General features: G+C 64.4%; 13 protein-coding genes, 1 tRNA gene and 1 pseudogene. 10 read left to right on the top strand and 5 right to left on the bottom strand.

Annotated features, from left to right (window positions below; all coding sequences use genetic code 11):
• Nucleotides 1-552, top strand: a pseudogene (locus tag BHQ40_RS16200) (hypothetical protein); the annotation flags it as partial.
• A 106-nt stretch (nt 553-658) separates the two neighbouring features.
• On the opposite strand, the gene BHQ40_RS16195 reads toward BHQ40_RS16200, so the two are convergent.
• Nucleotides 659-1,402 carry a L,D-transpeptidase family protein gene (locus BHQ40_RS16195; protein ID WP_070156863.1) on the bottom strand — a complete coding sequence of 248 codons (744 nt, stop codon included), beginning with the start codon at nt 1,400-1,402 and terminating at the stop codon, nt 659-661.
• 137 nt (nt 1,403-1,539) lie between these two features.
• Here BHQ40_RS16195 and BHQ40_RS16190 point away from each other — a divergent pair, with 137 nt between their 5' ends.
• Nucleotides 1,540-2,253, top strand: coding sequence for an alpha/beta hydrolase (locus BHQ40_RS16190; protein ID WP_070156862.1), 714 nt, complete (start codon nt 1,540-1,542; stop codon nt 2,251-2,253).
• Between the two features lie 185 nt (nt 2,254-2,438).
• On the opposite strand, the gene BHQ40_RS16185 is transcribed toward BHQ40_RS16190, so the two are convergent.
• Nucleotides 2,439-2,834: an acyl-CoA thioesterase gene (locus tag BHQ40_RS16185; protein WP_070156861.1), complete on the bottom strand. Its 396-nt coding sequence runs from the start codon at nt 2,832-2,834 to the stop codon at nt 2,439-2,441.
• Nucleotides 2,835-3,411: 577 nt separating this feature from the next.
• Nucleotides 3,412-5,472, bottom strand: a complete 2,061-nt coding sequence (locus tag BHQ40_RS16180; RefSeq protein ID WP_139139326.1) for a S9 family peptidase — start codon at nt 5,470-5,472, stop codon at nt 3,412-3,414.
• Here BHQ40_RS16180 and BHQ40_RS26865 point away from each other — a divergent pair.
• Together BHQ40_RS26865 and BHQ40_RS16175 are read left to right on the top strand one after the other, a co-directional pair.
• Nucleotides 5,471-5,602 (top strand): hypothetical protein, encoded by a 132-nt coding sequence (locus tag BHQ40_RS26865; RefSeq protein WP_290438436.1) that lies wholly within the window; start codon nt 5,471-5,473, stop codon nt 5,600-5,602. The two genes, BHQ40_RS16180 and BHQ40_RS26865, sit on opposite strands and share 2 nt — an antisense overlap.
• Entirely contained in the window at nt 5,578-7,359 is a 1,782-nt protein-coding gene (locus BHQ40_RS16175; RefSeq protein WP_070156859.1) for an aminopeptidase P family protein, read from the top strand. Before BHQ40_RS26865 ends, BHQ40_RS16175 begins: the two co-directional genes overlap by 25 nt.
• A gap of 39 nt (nt 7,360-7,398) precedes the next feature.
• Here BHQ40_RS16175 and BHQ40_RS26235 read toward each other — a convergent pair whose 3' ends face one another.
• Nucleotides 7,399-7,563 carry a hypothetical protein gene (locus BHQ40_RS26235; protein ID WP_171905873.1) on the bottom strand — a complete coding sequence of 55 codons (165 nt, stop codon included), beginning with the start codon at nt 7,561-7,563 and terminating at the stop codon, nt 7,399-7,401.
• Nucleotides 7,564-7,683: 120 nt separating this feature from the next.
• Between BHQ40_RS26235 and BHQ40_RS16170 the strand changes: the two genes are divergently transcribed.
• From BHQ40_RS16170 to BHQ40_RS16150, 5 genes are all read left to right on the top strand, one after another.
• Nucleotides 7,684-7,758: transfer RNA gene (locus tag BHQ40_RS16170), tRNA-Thr, on the top strand.
• Nucleotides 7,759-7,869: 111 nt separating this feature from the next.
• A complete protein-coding gene (locus tag BHQ40_RS16165) occupies nt 7,870-8,781 on the top strand; it encodes a DMT family transporter (protein ID WP_070156858.1) in 912 nt (303 codons plus the stop codon).
• A gap of 128 nt (nt 8,782-8,909) precedes the next feature.
• Entirely contained in the window at nt 8,910-10,871 is a 1,962-nt protein-coding gene (locus BHQ40_RS16160; protein ID WP_070156857.1) for an OPT family oligopeptide transporter, read from the top strand.
• Nucleotides 10,872-10,987: 116 nt separating this feature from the next.
• On the top strand, nt 10,988-13,813 hold the full coding sequence (locus tag BHQ40_RS16155; RefSeq protein ID WP_070156856.1) for a TonB-dependent receptor: 2,826 nt from the start codon (nt 10,988-10,990) through the stop codon (nt 13,811-13,813).
• Nucleotides 13,813-14,877, top strand: a complete 1,065-nt coding sequence (locus BHQ40_RS16150; protein ID WP_070156855.1) for a phytase — start codon at nt 13,813-13,815, stop codon at nt 14,875-14,877. Before BHQ40_RS16155 ends, BHQ40_RS16150 begins: the two co-directional genes overlap by 1 nt.
• 62 nt (nt 14,878-14,939) lie before the next feature.
• On the opposite strand, the gene BHQ40_RS16145 is transcribed toward BHQ40_RS16150, so the two are convergent.
• Nucleotides 14,940-17,594 (bottom strand): M1 family metallopeptidase, encoded by a 2,655-nt coding sequence (locus tag BHQ40_RS16145; protein WP_070156854.1) that lies wholly within the window; start codon nt 17,592-17,594, stop codon nt 14,940-14,942.
• 217 nt (nt 17,595-17,811) lie between these two features.
• Between BHQ40_RS16145 and BHQ40_RS16140 the strand changes: the two genes are divergently transcribed.
• Nucleotides 17,812-18,135 (top strand): hypothetical protein, encoded by a 324-nt coding sequence (locus tag BHQ40_RS16140; RefSeq protein ID WP_070156853.1) that lies wholly within the window; start codon nt 17,812-17,814, stop codon nt 18,133-18,135.
• Nucleotides 18,136-18,138 lie beyond the last annotated feature (3 nt).

The following is an 18,138-nucleotide window of genomic DNA, read 5'->3' as shown; positions in this document are numbered from 1 at the left end:
GGCAACGCCGCCCGCGCGGAGGGGCTGCTGGTCGCCGTCGCCGCCCGCCGTTCGCTCGATAGCGGCGCGCCGCTCGGCTATGTCGAGGGGCAGCTTCGCCTGCGCTTCGGCCAGGCGCAGCCCCGCGCCGTCGCCACCATCATCAACGCCGCGCGCGAACCGGTGACGCTCGCCGATCTGGAGGCGGAGCTGGACGCCATCGGCCCGCATCTGACCGGCAATCCGCCCGATGCGAGCTGGTGGACGACCTTCAAGAATGAAGCGCGGCAGATGGTCATCATCCGCAAATCCTCCACCCCCTCGCCTTTGCCCGACCGCGCCTACCGCCGCGCCCAGCGCCTGCTGGAATCGGGCCGTGTCGACGCCGCCCTGGTCGAAGTCGAGCGCCTGCCCGCGCACGATGTCGCCGACCGCTGGCTGCAGATGGCCCGCCGCTACCGCGAGGCGCGCCGCGCGCTCGACCTGATCGAGACCGCCGCGATCCTGGAACCCCGCCAGATCCGCACCGGCGACGGCGCGGCCGTGGCGCAGCAATCCCCGCTGGCCCCTTAGGCCCTGTCCTATTGGGGGAAGCGTGCTCCTGCGAAAGCAGGAGCCCAGTCCCGCGGTCCGATCTGGGCTCCTGCTTTCGCAGGAGCACGTCGCGCTTTAGGCAGATCTAATCCCCCAGCACCTGCGGCGCATAGGCCAGCCGCACGGTCTGCGACCGCATCGCCTCGATCCGGTCCCATGCCGCCCAATGCGCCTGCCTGCCGCCAACCATCTCCGGCGCGCCCGCGTCCAGCGCATCCAGATCGACGGTCAGATAGACGGGTTCGGCCGGTTCCGCTGGCCCGGCGGGCATGCGCGGGGCGATGTCGCTGATCACCACCCGCACGCCCAGCGCCGTCGCCGCGAACAGCTTCCGGGCAAAGGCCGTGGGCACCCGGATGCAGCCATGCGACGCTGGATAGCCCGGATTTGCCCCAGCATGGATGGCGATCCCGTCCCAGGTCAGCCGCTGCATGAACGGCATCGGCGCATTGCTGTAGAGGTTGGACCGGTGCCACTGCGCCTTCTGCAATATCTGATAGTCGCCGACCGGCGTCTCCCGCCCCGGCGAGCCGGTTGAGACCGCCGCCATGCCGATCAGCCTGTCTCCGCGAAAGACGTAGAGCATCTGCTCCGGCAGGCTGACCGCGATAGACAAAGGCCCCTGCGCGGCGGGGTCGTCATTCCAGATATGCCGCCCCGGCGCGAGGTCCGCCTGCGCGAAGCCGCCGTCGAAAACATCCTGCCCCGCTTCCTGCGCCCCCTCCCACGCTATTGCCTGCCCCGGCCGCAATGACAGGAGCGCGGCGCTGGCGGCGATCAGGGCAAAGGCGATGGCGGGCAACGCCCGGAGGGCCGGAATCGGGAGCATGCGGCCATCATCCCGTTCCCGCCGGATGACGGCAAGAGGCCATCGCTCCGATTTTTTGCGACGAAATGCCTGTAAGATTACCGCAATCGACGGGTCATAAATCTTTCATAAATGCGGACCGTCCGTATAAGGGCCGGATGGCAACCATTCTCGCCCCGCTTGATTCTGCTGCGGTCCCGGCCGCCCTTGCCCCTTCGGCAAGGATGTTGGCGCGCGAAGTGCGGGCGTTCGCCTATATGCGCTGCATGTCGGCTTTCGGCCGCGCCGTGCCGCTCAGCGAATCGGGAGAGGGCCGCACGGTCGTCGTGATTCCGGGCTTTCTGGCGTCGGACAGCACCACCGCGCGCCTGCGCAAATCGCTCGAAAAGGCGGGCTTCGCCGTGCATGGCTGGGGCCTTGGCCGCAACCGGGGCGTGACCGCGGATATCCTGGAACGGCTGGATGCGCGCATGGCCGCGCTCGGCGTGGAGGGTCCGGTGACGCTGGTCGGCTGGAGCCTTGGCGGCCTCATCGCCCGCGAATATGCCAAATATGCGCCGGAACGGGTGGAAAAGGTCATCACGCTGGGCAGCCCCTTTTCGGGCAGCCTGCGCGCCAACAACGCCTGGCGCGTCTATGAGCGGATCGCCGGACATCCGGTCGATCGTCCGCCGGTCGCCGTCACCCTGCCGGAAAAGCCGGTCGCCCACACCATCGCCTGCTGGTCCGCCCGCGACGGCGTGGTCTCCCCCGCATCGGCCCGCGGCCGCTCCGGCGAACGCGACCGCGCGCATGAGCTTGACTGCACCCACATGGCGTTCGTCGCCCACCCCCGCGCCATCCGCACGGTCGCGAAGCTGATTCTGGACTGATTTTTTCGGCGTCGGCCGCGATGCTAGGCTGTTCCCATCATCCGTTCGTCCTGAGTAACCACTAAGCTTGTCGAAGTGGTGTATCGAAGGACCGGACTTGGCGCGAACATGCTTCGATACAGGGCTTCGGCTCCGCTCAGCCCTTACTCAGCACGAACGGATTTTGGGTGCGGAGGCGACGGGCGCTAATCCACAAACGGCGCGGCGACCTCCGCCGGCACCCTTAATATCCGCCCCGTCGCGCGCTCCACGATCGCCCAGGTGGTCTTCGCCGCAACCTTCACCTTGCCGTCCGCGCCGGTAAATTCCATCAGCCGGTCGAACCGCGCCCCGCGCGGCGCTTCCCCCACCCAGGTTTTCGCGGTCACTGTCTCCCCGGACTGCACATTGCCGCGATAGTCGATCTCATGCCGCGTCACGACCCAGGCATAGGTCGCGACATGCGCGGGATCGGCCGCCGCCTCCCAATGCATCGTCGCCACATCCTGAATCCACCGGACCCACACGGCATTGTTGACATGCCCCATCTCGTCGATGTCGGCATCCGCTGCGGTGATGGTTGTGATGAAGGGCGGGGGCATGGGAGGGATATAGGCGATCCGGTGCAGCCTTGGGAGGGGAGGGAGTTAAGCATCCAGCTTAGTTTCTGCGTCACCCCGGACTTGATCCGGGGTCCCGCTCTCTTCCCGCAATAAGCTAAGCTCAAAGGCAGCGGGACCCCGGGTCAAGCCCGGGGTGACAAGGTGAACTATTGCCCCGTAACCCCATCTGCCACAGTATAAGCGAATAGGCTTGTTTCGACCAGTTGTCGCCGTTCAAGCCCCTGCCACTTAGCTCCATAGCTGCTTAGGGAGTGTAAATGTCGAAATACTATGTCGTGCTATTGGTAGCCGCGTTGGCGATAGGGGGCATAACTTATCATATTAAGGTCCAGCCATTCTCTCCTTGTGAGGATGGACATTGCCCGAACAAAAATCGCCCCGAATATCTTCACGCGGTCAAATCCGCTGAGCAGAGAACCCTTGCCGCTCAAAGAGAGGCACCTTTTTGGGGGGTGGGCGCATTCGCTGCCGCTATGGCGTTGGGTGTTGCTTGGCAGTTTAGAACGCCGCGGCCTTCATAGCGGACTGACAGCATTCCACTCATCTCAGCTAAACCCTACCCCGCAACCCCCATCTGCCACAGGATGAACGCAAACTCCTCGGCCACTTCGTGCAGGCTCTCGAACCGCCCCGACTTGCCGCCATGCCCCGCGCCCATATTGACCTTCAGCAGCAGCGCGGCGTCATTGGTCCGCGTCGCGCGCAGCTTCGCCACCCATTTCGCCGGTTCCCAATAGGTCACGCGCGGGTCGTTCAGCCCCGCCGTCACCAGCGTCGGCGGATAGGGCTGCGCAGTCACATTGCTGTACGGGCAATATCCCCGGATCGTCTCGAACGCAGCCTTGTCCTCGATCGGGTTGCCCCATTCGGGCCATTCGCCCGGCGTCAGCGGCAGGGACGCGTCCATCATCGTGTTCAGCACGTCGACGAAGGGCACATGCGCCACCACCGCGCCCCACAGGTCCGGGTCGCTGTTCATCACCGCGCCCATCAGCTCGCCGCCCGCCGATCCGCCGGAAATGCCGATCCTGCCTGCGCTGGTCCATCCGCCATCGATCAGCGCCTTCGCGCAATCGACGAAATCGTTGAAGGTGTTGGTCCGCTTCTCCAGCTTCCCGTCCAGATACCATTGCTGGCCCAGATCATCGCCGCCGCGGATATGCGCCAGCGCAAAGGCGAAGCCCCGGTCGAGCAGCGACATGCGCGCCGTCGAAAAGCCCGGCTCCATCGCAATGCCATAGGCGCCATAGCCGTAGAGATAGAGCGGCCCGCTCCCGTCGCGCTTGAAATCCTTGGGATATACAATCGAGACCGGAATCTGCGTCCCGTCCCGCGCCGGAATCAGCAACCGCTCGGTGCCATATTTCGCCGGATCATAGCCCGAAGGGATCACCTGCACCTTGAGCACGGTCAGGCTCTCATCCTTCACGTCATAATCATAGACGGTCGCCGGCGTGACCATCGATTCATAGCTGAGCCGCAGGACGGAGACGTCATATTCGGGATTGTCGTCCAGCCCCGCCGAATAGCTCGCCTCCGGGAAGGCGATGCGCTTCGCCGCATGGGTGGCGTAATCGCGGATCTCCACCTGATCCAGCCCGTCCTCGCGCCCCTCGGTGACGTAGAAATGTTTGAATAGCGTGAAATCGGTCAGGTAGAATCGCGGGGACGCCGCGATCACTTCCTCCCAAGCATCCGGCGCGCCGATACTCGCCTTCACCAGCCGGAAATTGGGGTGGGTGTCGTTGCTGCGGATGAACAGCGTCCCGTCATGCTCGTCCACATCATATTCGCGCCCCGGTTCGCGGGCGGACACCAGCAGCGGCTTGGCGGTGGGGTCGTTCGCCGGAACCAGCCACGCCTCGGTCGTCACATGGTCGCCGGTGGAAATGACGATCCACTTTTCCGATGAGGTGAGGCCCACGCTGACGCGGAATCCCTCGTCATCCTCGTGGAACAGCTCGACATCCTGCTCGGCCGGCGTGCCGATCCTGTGCAGCCGCGCATTGTCCGTCCGCCAATTCTCGTTGGCCAGGCAATAGACGATACCCTTGTTATCGCTCGTCCACACCAGCGCCGACAAGGTGCCGGGGATGACGTCCGGCAACAGCTCGCCCGTCTCCAGATCCTTGATCCGCGCCTCGAACCGCTCCGACCCGTCCGTATCGGTGGCGAAGGCGAGGTAGCGGCCGTCCGGGCTGACCGATAATGTCCCTAGCCGGAAATATTCATGCCCCTCCGCCAGCGCCGGCTCGTCCATGATCAACTGATCGTCGCCGCCCTTCACGGGCTTGCGATACCATTTGCGGTACTGCGCGCCTTCCTCGAACGCGCGCCAATAGACCCAGTCGCCATCCTTTTGCGGCACGGAGGAATCATCCTCCTTGATCCGCCCCTTCATCTCCTTGAACAGCGTGTCGGTCAGCGCCTTGTGCGGCTTCATCGCCGCCTCGAACCAGGCGTTTTCCGCTTTCAGATGGGACAGCACATCCTTGTCCGTCACTTTGGGATAGCCGGGGTCGCGCAGCCACGCATAGGGGTCGCTCACCTCCTGCCCATGCGCGGTGAAGCTGTGCGGGCGCTGCTGGGCGACGGGTGCAGATGTAGGAGCTGTCATGAAAGCGTTCATCCATTGGCAGGATTTGTTGGACAAGGGGGTGCTGGCGCGGGGCGAAAGCCATGCCTATGTTGGGTCGCAATCTGTTGAAGCAAGGAAGCCGCAATGTCCACCTATGAAGACCGTCTGAAGGCGCTGCGGGAGCAGCTCAGGAGGGACCGTCTGGACGGCTTTGTCGTGCCCCTGACCGACGAGCATATGAGCGAATATGTCGGCGCCTATGCCCAGCGCCTCGCCTGGCTGACCGGGTTTCAGGGGTCGGCGGGCAGCGCCGTCGTGCTGCCGGAGGAAGCCGCGATTTTCGTCGATGGCCGCTATACGCTGCAGGTGCGCGAACAGGTGGACGGCAGCCACTGGCAATATCAGAGCGTGCCGCAGACCAGCGTCGCTGCATGGCTGGGCGACAATGCGGGGCAGGGCGCGCGCATCGGCTACGACCCATGGTTGCACACCAGCGCCTGGGTGAAGCAGGCCAGCGCCGCCCTGGCGGAAAAGGGCGCCAGCCTCGTCGCCGTCGACACCAACCCCATCGATGCCGTCTGGCCCGACCGCCCCGAACCCAGCCGGGCGAAGCTGGTCGTGCATCAGGAGCAGCATGCCGGGCGCGGCGCGGCGGCCAAGCGGCAGGATATGGCCGACTGGCTGGTCGCCAAGAAGGCCGACGCCGCCATCCTGTCCGCGCTCGATTCGATCGCCTGGACCTTCAATATCCGCGGGCAGGATGTGGAGCGCACGCCGGTCGCGCTCGCCTATGCCATCGTCCATGCCGACGCCACCGCCGACCTCTATGTCGCGCCGGAAAAGATCGACGAGGCGGTGATCAAGCATCTGGGCAACGCCGTGCGCGTGCATGACCGCGCCGCCTTTGCCGACGCGCTGCACGCCCTGTCCGGCAAGGCCGTGGTCGCCGACCCGGAACGCGCCGTCGCCGCGATCTTCGACGCGCTGGAATCGGGCGGCGCGACCGTGCTGCCGCTGCGCGACCCCGCCGTGCTGCCCAAGGCGATCAAGAATGAGGTTGAGATCGCCGGACACAAGGCCGCGCAGAAGCGCGACGGCGCGGCATTGAGCCGTTATCTTCACTGGGTCTCGGTCGAAGCGCCGAAGGGCGGCGTCACTGAGCTCTCCGCCGCCGACCGCCTGCGCGCCTTCCGCGAGGATACGGGCATGCTGAAGGACCTGTCCTTCGACACGATCAGCGGCGCGGGGCCGAACGGCGCGGTCGTCCATTACCGGGTGGAGGAAAAGACCAACCGCCCGCTGGAGATGGACAGCCTCTATCTCGTCGATTCGGGCGGCCAATATGTCGACGGCACCACGGACATCACCCGCACCCTCGCCATCGGCACGCCCACGGCGGAGATGCGCCGCCGCTTCACCCTGGTGTTGAAGGGCCATATCGCGCTTGCCCGCGCCATCTTCCCGAAGGGCGCGCGGGGCGGGCAGCTTGATGCGCTGGCCCGGCAATATCTCTGGGCCAACGGCCTCGACTACGCCCATGGCACCGGCCACGGTGTCGGCAGTTTCCTGTCGGTGCATGAAGGGCCGCAGCGGATCGCGACCTTCAGCGGCGGCGACGAGCCGCTCCAGCCCGGCATGATCCTCTCCAACGAGCCGGGTTATTACAAGGCGGGCGAATATGGCATCCGCATCGAAAATCTCGTGCTGGTGGTGGAAAAGGATATTCCCGGCGCCGAACAGCCGATGCTGGGCTTCGAAACGCTCAGCTTCGCGCCCATCGACCGGAACCTCGTCGATCTCGATGTGATGGACCCCGCCGAACGCGCCTGGCTCGACGCTTATCATGCGCAGGTGCTGGCGATTGTCGGTCCGCAACTGGATGGCGAGGCGAGGGCGTGGCTGGACCGGGCCTGCGCCCCGCTTTAGCGTGGATTCAGAGGGGGTTCGGGCGTTTCCCGCCGCGGTCTACGAAGGCTCGACACCCTCGCGTTCCTCATCGCCTTCGCCGTTGCTTTCGCCGCCCATGCTTCCACCGGCGGCGCTTTCCCGCGCCTGCCCCTTGCGCCGCCGCAGATTGTCGCGCAGCGACTGCGCCAGGCGGCGTTTGCGTTCCTCATTCCCGTTCGTCATTGCAAAACCCTAGCGAAATCCGCGCCATCCCGGCAAGCCGCCTTGACAATGGGGATGCACCGGGGCCATAGGCCCGCTTCCGGCGTCCGGGGCAGGCTCCCCGCACCCGAAAAATGGTATGCTGCCGTAGCTCAGTGGTAGAGCGCATCCTTGGTAAGGCTGAGGTCGTGAGTTCAATCCTCACCGGCAGCACCATTTTTCCCGATATATTCTCTTCCCGCGTTACCGGGGTAGGCCCTGCCTCCTTTTGCCTGCCGCGCCGCTTTCGCCGTCGCCACCGGCCCGGCTTTTGCTTAAGGCGTTTGCATGACCCCATCTTCAAAAATGGTCCGGGCCTACGCCATGCTGGCGCTGGTCATGCTTTTCTGGGCGGGAAACACCATCGTCGCGCGCGCGGTGCGGGATGATATTCCGCCTTTCACATTGGCCTTTGTGCGCTGGACCGGCGCATTTCTGTTCCTGCTGCCTTTCGCCTGGCGCGCGCTTGCGCGGGATCGCGCCGCTATCGTGGCGGGCTGGAGGATGCTGCTGCTGCTCGGCCTTGTCGGCGTGGCCGGGTTCAACGGCTTTCTCTATTGGGGGCTGCATTATACGACGGCGACTAATGGCCTGTTGTTGCAGGCGGCGATCCCCGCGCTCGTGCTGGTTTGCGACGCGCTGTTCTTCCGCCGGCGCGCCGGCGTCTGGCAGGTCGCCGGGGTTCTCCTGTCGACCATAGGCGTTGCGATTGTCGTGATCCGCGCCGACCTTGCCGTGCTGGCGGCGCTGCATCTGGGCTTTGGCGACGTGCTGATCCTGTGCGCCGTGTTCGGCTGGGCAGTCTATACCAGCCTGCTGAGCGTCCGCCCGCCGGTCACTCAGCTCAGCTTCCTGCTCGTCACCTTCCTGATCGCCGCCCTGGCGATGTTCCCCCTGATGCTTAGCGAATGGCAGGAAATCGCCCGGATGGAATGGCGGCCCGCCGTCATCGGCGCCTTTGTCTATGTCGCGCTGCTGCCATCGGTGATCGCCTATTTCCTGTTCAATTCGGCGGTGGAGCAGATTGGCGCGGCGCGCGCGGGGCAGACGATCGGGCTGATGCCGCTGTTCGGCGCGGGGCTGGCGGCGCTGCTGCTGGGCGAACCGCTGCATGGCTATCATCTGGCGGGCATGCTGCTGATATTTGCGGGCATTGCGATCACTGCCCTCCTGCATCGGGATTCTGTTCCGGGACGATGACCCTTTCACCCCCTGTTCGCCCCGGTGAATTTCAGTCATAGTCAGCGGCAGACTTTTCGATTAGAACAGGCGTAGGTAATAATATTTCGCGGCCGTCAGCGGACCGTGGACAGTCAGGCGGAACATTCATGACGACATCGACCGGTCCGGCCGCGCCAATGGCGGAACTCACCCTGCGCGGCATCATATTGGGCGCGCTCATCACCCTGCTGTTCACGGCGGCGAACGTCTATCTGGGGCTGAAGATCGGTCTCACCTTCGCCACTTCCATTCCCGCCGCCGTCATTTCGATGGCGATCCTGCGCTTCTTTTCCGGTTCGACGATCCTGGAGAATAATATCGTCCAGACGATCGCCTCGGCTGCCGGGACGCTCTCTGCGATCATCTTCGTGCTGCCCGGCCTCATCATCGTCGGCTGGTGGACGGGCTTCCCCTACTGGACCAGCGTGTTCGTCTGTGGTCTCGGCGGCATATTGGGCGTCATGTATTCGGTGCCGCTGCGCCGCGCGCTCATCACCGGATCGGACCTCCCCTATCCGGAGGGCGTCGCCGCCGCCGAAGTGCTGAAGGTCGGCGCGGGATCGCGCGAGGGGCAGGCGGAAAACGCCCGCGGCCTTGCCGCTATCCTGATGAGCTCGGTCGCCTCGGCCGCCTTCGCCATCATCGCCAAGACCCGCATTCTGGCGGAGGAGGCGGCGACCTTCTTCCGTTTCGGCAGCGGCGCGTCCAGCGTCTCGACCAGCTTCTCCATGGCGCTGATCGGCGTCGGCCATCTCGTTGGCCTGTCCGTGGGCGCGGCGATGTTCGTCGGCCTGCTGATAAGCTGGGTCGGTATCGTGCCCTATCTCACCGCGCCGCTGTCGTCGGGCGCGGCGCTCAATGAACTGGTCGGCACAGCTTTCCGTTCGCAGGCGCGCTTCATCGGCGCGGGCACCATTGGCGTCGCGGCGATCTGGACCCTGCTCAAGATATTGGGGCCGATCATTTCCGGCATCCGATCGGCCATCGCCGCGGCGCAGGTGCGCAAGGGCGGTGTCGGCATCCTGGAACTCACCGAGCGGGACCTTCCGATCAGCATTGTCGGCGGCACCATCCTCGCCTCGCTGATCCCGATTGCGATTCTGCTCTGGTCCTTCGTGGACGGCGGACCGATCGCTGAACATCTGGTGCCGGTGATCGCGGCGACCCTTGTCTATATCCTGATCGCGGGCATCGTGATCGCTTCGGTCTGCGGCTATATGGCGGGCCTTATCGGCGCGTCGAACAGCCCGATCTCCGGCGTCGGCATCCTTGCCGTCCTCGGCGCTGCTCTGCTTCTCGCCGCGCTGTACGGCTCCGGCGGCGATCCCGAACGGGGCAGGGCGCTGGTCGCCTATGCCTTGTTCGTGACGGCTATCGTCTTTGGCGTCGCCACCATTTCCAACGACAATCTTCAGGATCTCAAGACCGGCCAGTTGGTCGGTGCGACCCCCTGGAAACAGCAATTGGCGCTGGTGCTGGGCGTTATCTTCGGCTCGCTGGTGATCCCGCCAGTGCTTGGCCTGCTCAACAGCGCCTTCGGCTTCTCCGGTGCACCCGGCGCTGGCGTCAACGCGCTGCCCGCGCCGCAGGCAGCGTTGATCTCCGCACTGGCGAAGGGCGTGCTGGAGGGCGATCTCGACTGGGGCCTCATCGGCGTCGGCGCGGCCATCGGCGTTGTCGTGGTCATCATCGACGAGCTTCTGGGCAAGACCGGCAAGATGCGCCTGCCGCCGCTGGCCGTCGGCATGGGCATCTATCTGCCGATGGCTCTTACCCTGCTGATCCCGATCGGCGCGGTGATCGGCACCTTCTATAATCGCTGGGCCGCGCGGTCGGAGAACCCGGAATTTGCCGAGCGCATGGGCGTGCTGATGGCGACCGGCTTCATTGTCGGCGAAAGCCTGTTCGGCGTCACCTTCGCCGGCATCGTCGCCGCCACGGACAGCGATACGCCGCTGGCGCTGGTGGAGGAATATGCCTGGAGCGTGCCGCTGGCGATCTTCGCCTTCGCGACAGTGATCGCCCTGCTGTACCGCGCGGTGCGGAAAATGGCGTCGCGTCCTCTTTGATGGGGACGGCAGTCATATTCCTGTCGTGAAACCGCAACGGATGCGTAACCGTTTGGCCATGAAGCCGTAAGCTAAGGCTGACAGGGGCTGCCCCAACTCATCAGGGGAGCCTCATAATGATCAGCCTTATTTCCGGCGCCAGCCGCGCCGCAATCGCCCTTGCCTTGCTTCTGCCTGCCTCGGCGCTTGCCGGAACCATCGCCGGAACCGTATCTGACGGCACCGGCACGCGCGCGCTGCAGAGCGCCCAACTGCGCATCGTCGAGCTGAACCGCATAGCCGAGGCTGGCCGCGATGGCAGCTACCGCTTCCCTGACGTTCCCGCCGGCACCTACACGATCGAAACGCGCTATGTCGGCGCTGATGTCGTGACCACCACCGTCACCGTGCCGCAGACGGGCACTGTCACGACCAATATTCAGATCGGCTCGGACATTGACGCCTCGATCATCGTCGTTGGCCAGATCGCCAACCAGGCCTCGACCCTCTCGCGTCAGCGCGCCGCCGACGGCGTGGAAAGCGTCCTGACCCGCGACGCCATCGGCCAGTTCCCGGATCAGAATGTGGCGGAATCGCTCCGTCGCCTGCCGGGCCTCAACATCCTCAACGATCAGGGCGAGGGACGCTTTGTCTCCGTCCGCGGCCTGGACCCGGAACTCAACGCCGCGTCGATCAACGGCACCCGCGTCCCGGCCCCGGAAAGCGACGTCCGCTCCGTCGCGCTGGACGTGATCCCGGCCGAACTGATCGAATCGATCGAGGTCAAGAAGTCGCTCACGCCGGACATGGATGGCGACACGATCGGCGCATCGATTGAGATCAACACCGTCAGCGCCTTCGACCGCAAGAAGGACCTGTATTCGGTCAAGCTGGAGGGCAGCTATAACGATTATTCCGAAAAGCTGACGCCGAAGGGCAGCTTCGACTTTTCGACGCGGCTCAGCGACAATTTCGGGATCGCCGGTGGCGCCAGCTACTACAAGCGCAAGTTCGAGTCCGACAATATCGAGGCGGCCGACTGGGATGAGGATGACGGCAACGCCTTCGCCCGCGAGCTGCAATATCGCGATTATGACGTCGCCCGTGAGCGTATCGGCGGATCGCTCAGCCTCGACTGGCAGCCCAGCGACACGACCAAGCTCTACGCCCGCGGCCTCTACAGCCAGTTCACCGATCAGGAATATCGCGGCGACGTGATCTTCATCCTCGACGAGGATGAGATTGATCCGGCGGCGACCACCTCCACGGGCGCGTCCTTCTCCGACGAAGATGGCCGGATCGAGGTCCGCCGCCGCATGAAGGACCGCTATGAGAAGCAGCGCATCAAGTCGCTGACCCTTGGCGGCACGACCGAAACCGGCCCGTGGAAAATGACCTATTCCGGTAGCTGGTCGGAGGCGAGCGAGCGCGAGAATGGCTCGATCGACCCCACCCGTTTCCGCGCGCGGTTTGAGGAGGACGGCGTCGATATCGACTTCGACTACACCAACCCGCGCAAACCCGCCTACACCGTCTCCGGCAACACCGCCGATTTCCTCGACCCGGAAAATTACGGCTTCAACGAGCTGGAGCGCACGACCCTCTCCGATTCCCGGGATCGCGAATATACGGTGAAGGGCGACATCTCCCGCGCCTTCGCAATGAACGGCGGCACCTTCACCATGCAGGCGGGCGCAAAGGCGCGCTGGCGCGAAAAATCCTACGATCTGCAGGCGGACGTCTATGATGATTATGACGGCGACTATAGCCTGAACGACGTTCTTGGCGGCCAGACCTACCGCATCGCCGACATATTGCCGCTGCCAAGCCACACTGGTCCTACGGATTTCTTCTACCGGAACCAGGATAATTTCGAACTCAACGCCATCGACACGATGATCAATTCCAACACCTCCGACTATTCGGTGAAGGAGGACATCGTCGCGGCCTATCTGCTCGGCCGATGGGACAGTGAGACGGTGCGGGTGATCGGCGGCGTGCGCATGGAAAAGACGCGCAACGTCATCAACGCCAAGCTCACCCAGTTCGTCGAGGAAGGGCAGGAATATCTGGGCGAGGAACTGGACGAGGATAGCGTATTCGTCACGCCGACCAGAACGCGCCGCAACTATACCGACTGGCTGCCCAGCCTGACGGTCCGCTACGAGCCGGTTCGCAACCTGGTGTTCCGTCTCGGCGGTTCGAAGAGCATCGTGCGGCCCAAGCTGTCCAACCTCGCGCCGCGCCTGGATATCAACGAGGATCTGGAGGCGTCGGTCGGCAACCCCGATCTGAAGCCCTACAGCGCGTGGAACCTGGACGCCTCGGCCGAATGGTATTTCGGCACAAATGCAGCGCTGACCGGCGGCGTGTTCTGGAAATCGATCAAGGATTTTGTCGTCACGCAGCGGACGACGACGCCGGGCACCATCTACGGCATCGACTATGAGGAGCTGACCAGCTTCATCAATGGCGACACGGCGAAGATCAAGGGTCTGGAACTGTCCTACAGCCAGGTGTTCAGCTTCCTGCCTGCGCCGTTCGATGGCCTGCTACTGAACCTCAACTACACCTATACGGACGCCAAGGGCACGGTGTTTATCGATGGCGACGCGACCGATCCGCGCCGCATTCCGCTGATGGCGTCGTCAAAGAACACGTTCAACGTGGTGCTGGGCTATGAGAAGGGTCCGCTCTCGCTGCGCGCGGCGGGCACCTATCGCGACAAATATCTCGACGAACTGGGCGATGAGGCGGATCAGGACCGCTATGTGTCGAACCACTTCCAGCTCGACCTGTCGGCCAAATACCGGATCGTTCCGGGCGTGCGGCTGTTCGCCGAATGGATCAATGTGACGGACGCTCCCTATTTCGCCTATCAGAATTTCGCCGGCGCCCGCCGTCTGCTGCAATATGAACAGTATAACTGGACGGCGAAATTCGGCATCACGGCGAGCTTCTGATGCGTAAGATCATGATCCCCGGCGCGCTGATCGCCCTTTCCGCTTGCGCGGCTACGGGTGAAAAGGAAATCCCGGTCGAACAGCGCATCGCCAATGCCGCCCCCGCCGTTTCGGTGACGGCGCGGGGCGAGACGGAGCCGGTCGGCACCGTCATGGACGATGCGGCCGACGATCCGGCCATCTGGCGCAACGCTGCCGATCCGAAGGCGAGCCTAGTCATCGGCACGGACAAGAAGGCCGGCATCTATGTCTATGGTCTGGATGGCGCGAAGAAATCCTTCCTGCCCGCCGGGGCGATCAACAATATCGACCTGCGCGAAGGTGTGAGCGTCAACGGCAAGCCCTCTATCCTCGTCGCAGCCAGCGACCGGACGGACAGGATGCAGGCGAAGCTGGCGCTGTTCACGCTCGATCCGGCAAGCGCGGCGCTGACCCGTCTCGGCACCCTGCCGGTGGGGACGGGGGAGGCCTATGGCTTCTGCATGGGCGTCATCGGCGGCGCGATGCATGCCGTGGTCGTCATCAAACCCGGCAAGATCGTCGACATGACGCTCGACCTGTCCGGGGCCACGCCCGCCATCGCGGCCAGCCGGGAGATGACGAACGCAACGCTCTCCGAAGGCTGCGTGATCGACGACCGCACCAGCCAGCTCTATGTCTCGGAGGAGGATGTCGCGATCTGGCGTTTCGACCTCACGCAGGCCCAGCCCGCGCCGGTTCGTTTCGCGACGGTGGACAGCAAGATACTGGTCGCCGACAGCGAAGGCCTCGCCATCGCCTCGGACGGCGCCAATGGCGGCTATCTGATCGCGTCCAGCCAGGGCGACAACGCCTTCACCCTCTACCGTTTGCCCGCTGGCGATTATGCCGGGCGCTTCCGCATCGTCGACGGCAAATTTGGCGGCACCAGCGATACGGACGGCATCGAACTGGTGCAGGGCGATTTCGGTCCGGACTATCCGGGCGGGCTTTTCGTCGCGCAGGATGGCGACAACGCCCCCCATGCGCAGAATTTCAAACTGCTCGCCTGGGACGACATCAAGGCGGCCGTCGGCATACAATAAGGCGCATTTAAACCGATGCCGTTGCCCCGCCCAATTGTGTCAGGCGGGGCAGGGGGCTTTTTTCAACGCTTCTTCGCGATCCACGCCGCGACGGCAGGCTTCAACCGTGCGCGGGTTTCGGCGCGCGCCCTGATCGACGCGATGCTGCGGTCCACCACCTTGCGCGATTCCGGCGTCAGAAACTGCGTGGCGTAACCGTCCAGCTTGTCCGCCATCGCCGGGTCGGCGGAATTATTGCCCAGCCGCGCCACCGCCTGCGACCGCGCCGATACGTCGATCAGCGCTTCATATTGCGTCCGGTGCGCCAGCACGAAATCCACCGCCATCATGCTGTGGCCGGTGCCGACCGCCGCGATGATCGCCGCGCTCGTCGTCTTGCCCGGTTCGTCGGTCAGCGCCAGGTCCAGCGCCTTCTGCGCCAGCGCATCATCCTTCGCCTTGCCCAGCAGGGCGAAGAGCTGGCTCTTTTCCAACTGGCTCGGCGCTTTGTTGGCCATGGCGCGCAGCCTGTCCCACGTTTCCGGCGTCGCATTGATCGCGATGATGGTCAGCCAGACATTCTTCAACGGCCCGTCCAGCGCCGCCGGGTCAGTGGCCAGCGCCGCGAACCGGCGATCCGCCTCGGCGCGCACGGTGGCGTCGCCAATCGCCCCCAGCGTCTCGACCAGCGCCTGACGCAGCAGCGGCACCTGCGGTCCCTCGCCCGCCTTCGCGTCATAGCCGATCGCGCTCAGCATCGGCGTCAGCTTCTTCGACGCATAGGCCGCCGCCTTCGCCTGACCCTTGGCGTCTCCCTCCAATATGTCGCGGCTCGCCTTCAGATATTGGGGCAGGGCGGCCAGCACCGCCGGGCTTGCATTGGCCGGCACGGCGTCGATCAGGTCGAGCGACAGGCCGATCGGCTGATACCCCGCCTGCCCAAGCTGCCAGTTATCCGCCAGCAGGCCAAGCTGGTCGATCGACGGCACCTGCGCGAAATTCTTGGCCAGCGCGGTGATGTTCGCCGCGGGATAGAGCGAGCGATAATAGCCCGACTGACCGGCATTGATGACATAGGCCCCGCATCCGGGCAGCTCCAGCGACGCCTTGCCGTTCAGGATCAGGCGCTTCACCTCCCCGCCGACGGTCTGCGCCATCACCGGCACATGCCAGGATTGCGGCGTCTTGTCCTTGTCGTCGCGGCTGAACTCGCCCTGGCTCAGCGTCAGCGTCGTGACACCGCCCTTGCAGGACGCGCTGTCGACCTTGACCAGCGGAATGCCCGGCTGGCTCGTATAATTATGGGCGATGCTGACCAGGCCCTTGGCTCCCGCGCCCTCGACCGCTTTCCACAGGTCGTCGGTCTGCGTGTTGCCATAGGCGTGGGACTTCATATAGGCGCGGATGCCTTCCTTCCACACCGCGTCCCCGGCAAAGGCTTCCAGCATGGTGATGACCGCCTCGCCCTTCTGGTAGGTGATGCTGTCGAACGCCTGATTGACCTGCTCGACGGTGTTGATCTTCTGCACGACCGGATGCGTGGTCTTGAACGCGTCCAGGCTCATCGCCAGTTCGCGCCCGTCGATCCGGGTCAGCAGCATTTCCCACTGCGGCTGCAGCGTCGCGCTGACCTTCGTCGCCATCCAGCTTGCAAAGCCTTCATTCAGCCACAGATCGTCCCACCATGCCATCGTGACCAGATCGCCGAACCACTGATGCGCCATTTCATGCGCGACAATCTCATAGATGCGCCGCCGTTCCGCCTCGGTCGTGAATTTGGGATCGACCAGCAGCGCGCGCTCGAAGGTGAAGATCGCGCCCCAATTTTCCATCGCGGAGAAGAACTGGCTCTGTCCCGGACCCGCCACATTGTCGAGCTTGGGCAGGGGGAAGGGGGTGCCGAAATAATCGTTGAACCAGGGCAGGATTTCCGCCGACGCATCCAGCGCCAGTTGCGCCTTGCCGGTATTGCCCCTGCCGGTGACGACGCCGACCTCGGTCGCGCCCGCCATCTTCGTTGCGCGGTCCAGTTCGCCCATGCCGAAGAACAGCAGGTAGGACGACATTTTCGGCGTCGTGCCGAACGTCACCTGCGTTGTGCCGTCGGCCAGCTCCTTCGTCGCCTTCACGGGCATGTTGCCGACCGCAAGCTGCCCCTTGGGCACGATGGCGGTCAGGTCGAACGTCGCCTTGTAGCTCGGCTCATCCCAGCTCGGCACGAAGCGGCGGGCGTCGGGCGCCTCGAACTGCGTGAACAGCGCGCGCTTCTGCGCCCCGCCATTATCCTGATAGTCGAGCGCGAACAGCCCGTTCGCCTGCGTGTTGATGATCCCGGAATAGGCGATTTCCAGCACATATTTGCCCGGTGCCAGCGGTTTGCCGAAATCGAATGCGGCTATCTGGTCCGTCGCGTTCACCGTCGCCTTTCCGGTCATCGCCTTGCCCTTGGCCGGCGTGATCGACACCGCGCCGATGGTCAGGTCGGCGGCGTTCAGCGTCAATATGTCCTGCGCCTGCGCGATGGTCACATCGATGGCGACCGTTCCCGTGAAGCTCAGCTTCTCCGCATTGGGCGTGACGGTGATCGCATAATGGGTCGGCACGACGCCGCGCGGCAATTGCGTGGTGACGCTGGGCGCTGGGCCGTCGCCGGTCTGGGCGTTGGCGATGGACGCGGTGGCGAGCGCAAGCGGGGCGGCGGCAAGCGACAGCATCGCCAGCGAACGGGTGAAAATCATGCAAGGAACTCCGGATGCTTTGGGGCGTGCGGCAGAACGCACGGCATGCCCAACCGTTCTAACCTTTTTGTACGAGCGTCAAGAATGACAGCATCATTGCCATGTCGTTCGTCGAAAATCCGGCGTCTTGCGGGCTGTCCGGGCGGGCCGCCGGAACTTTTTGTTAACGGATTGGGTGTCGAATGCCCCGGCGGGCGGCGGGATGTGAGGACTCGCTATGGATATCGAAGCCGTGCTTCGGCAATTGCAGGCCAGGGTGGAATATCTTGGCGCCACCGTGAACACGCTGTCGGTCGAAACCTCCGTGCTTCAGGAGCTGTGCGCCGCGTTGATGGCGGAACTGGCCATATTGAGCGACCGCCCGTCCGAGCGGCTGGAGCAGATCATCGCCGACGAGCAGCAGGTCAGCTATCAGGTCGCCAGCGATATGGACGACCATAGCGACGATATGTGGGACCTGCTTGTCGATCATGCCGAAATTCGCAACCGGGCGTTCGACCATGCCCGGATGGCGCTGGCCCGGATATTGGGCCATCATTAGGGG

Source organism: Sphingobium phenoxybenzoativorans, from assembly GCF_001757355.1.
Taxonomy (GTDB): Bacteria; Pseudomonadota; Alphaproteobacteria; order Sphingomonadales; family Sphingomonadaceae; genus Sphingobium; species Sphingobium phenoxybenzoativorans.
This window is presented reverse-complemented; position numbering and strand designations above follow the sequence as displayed.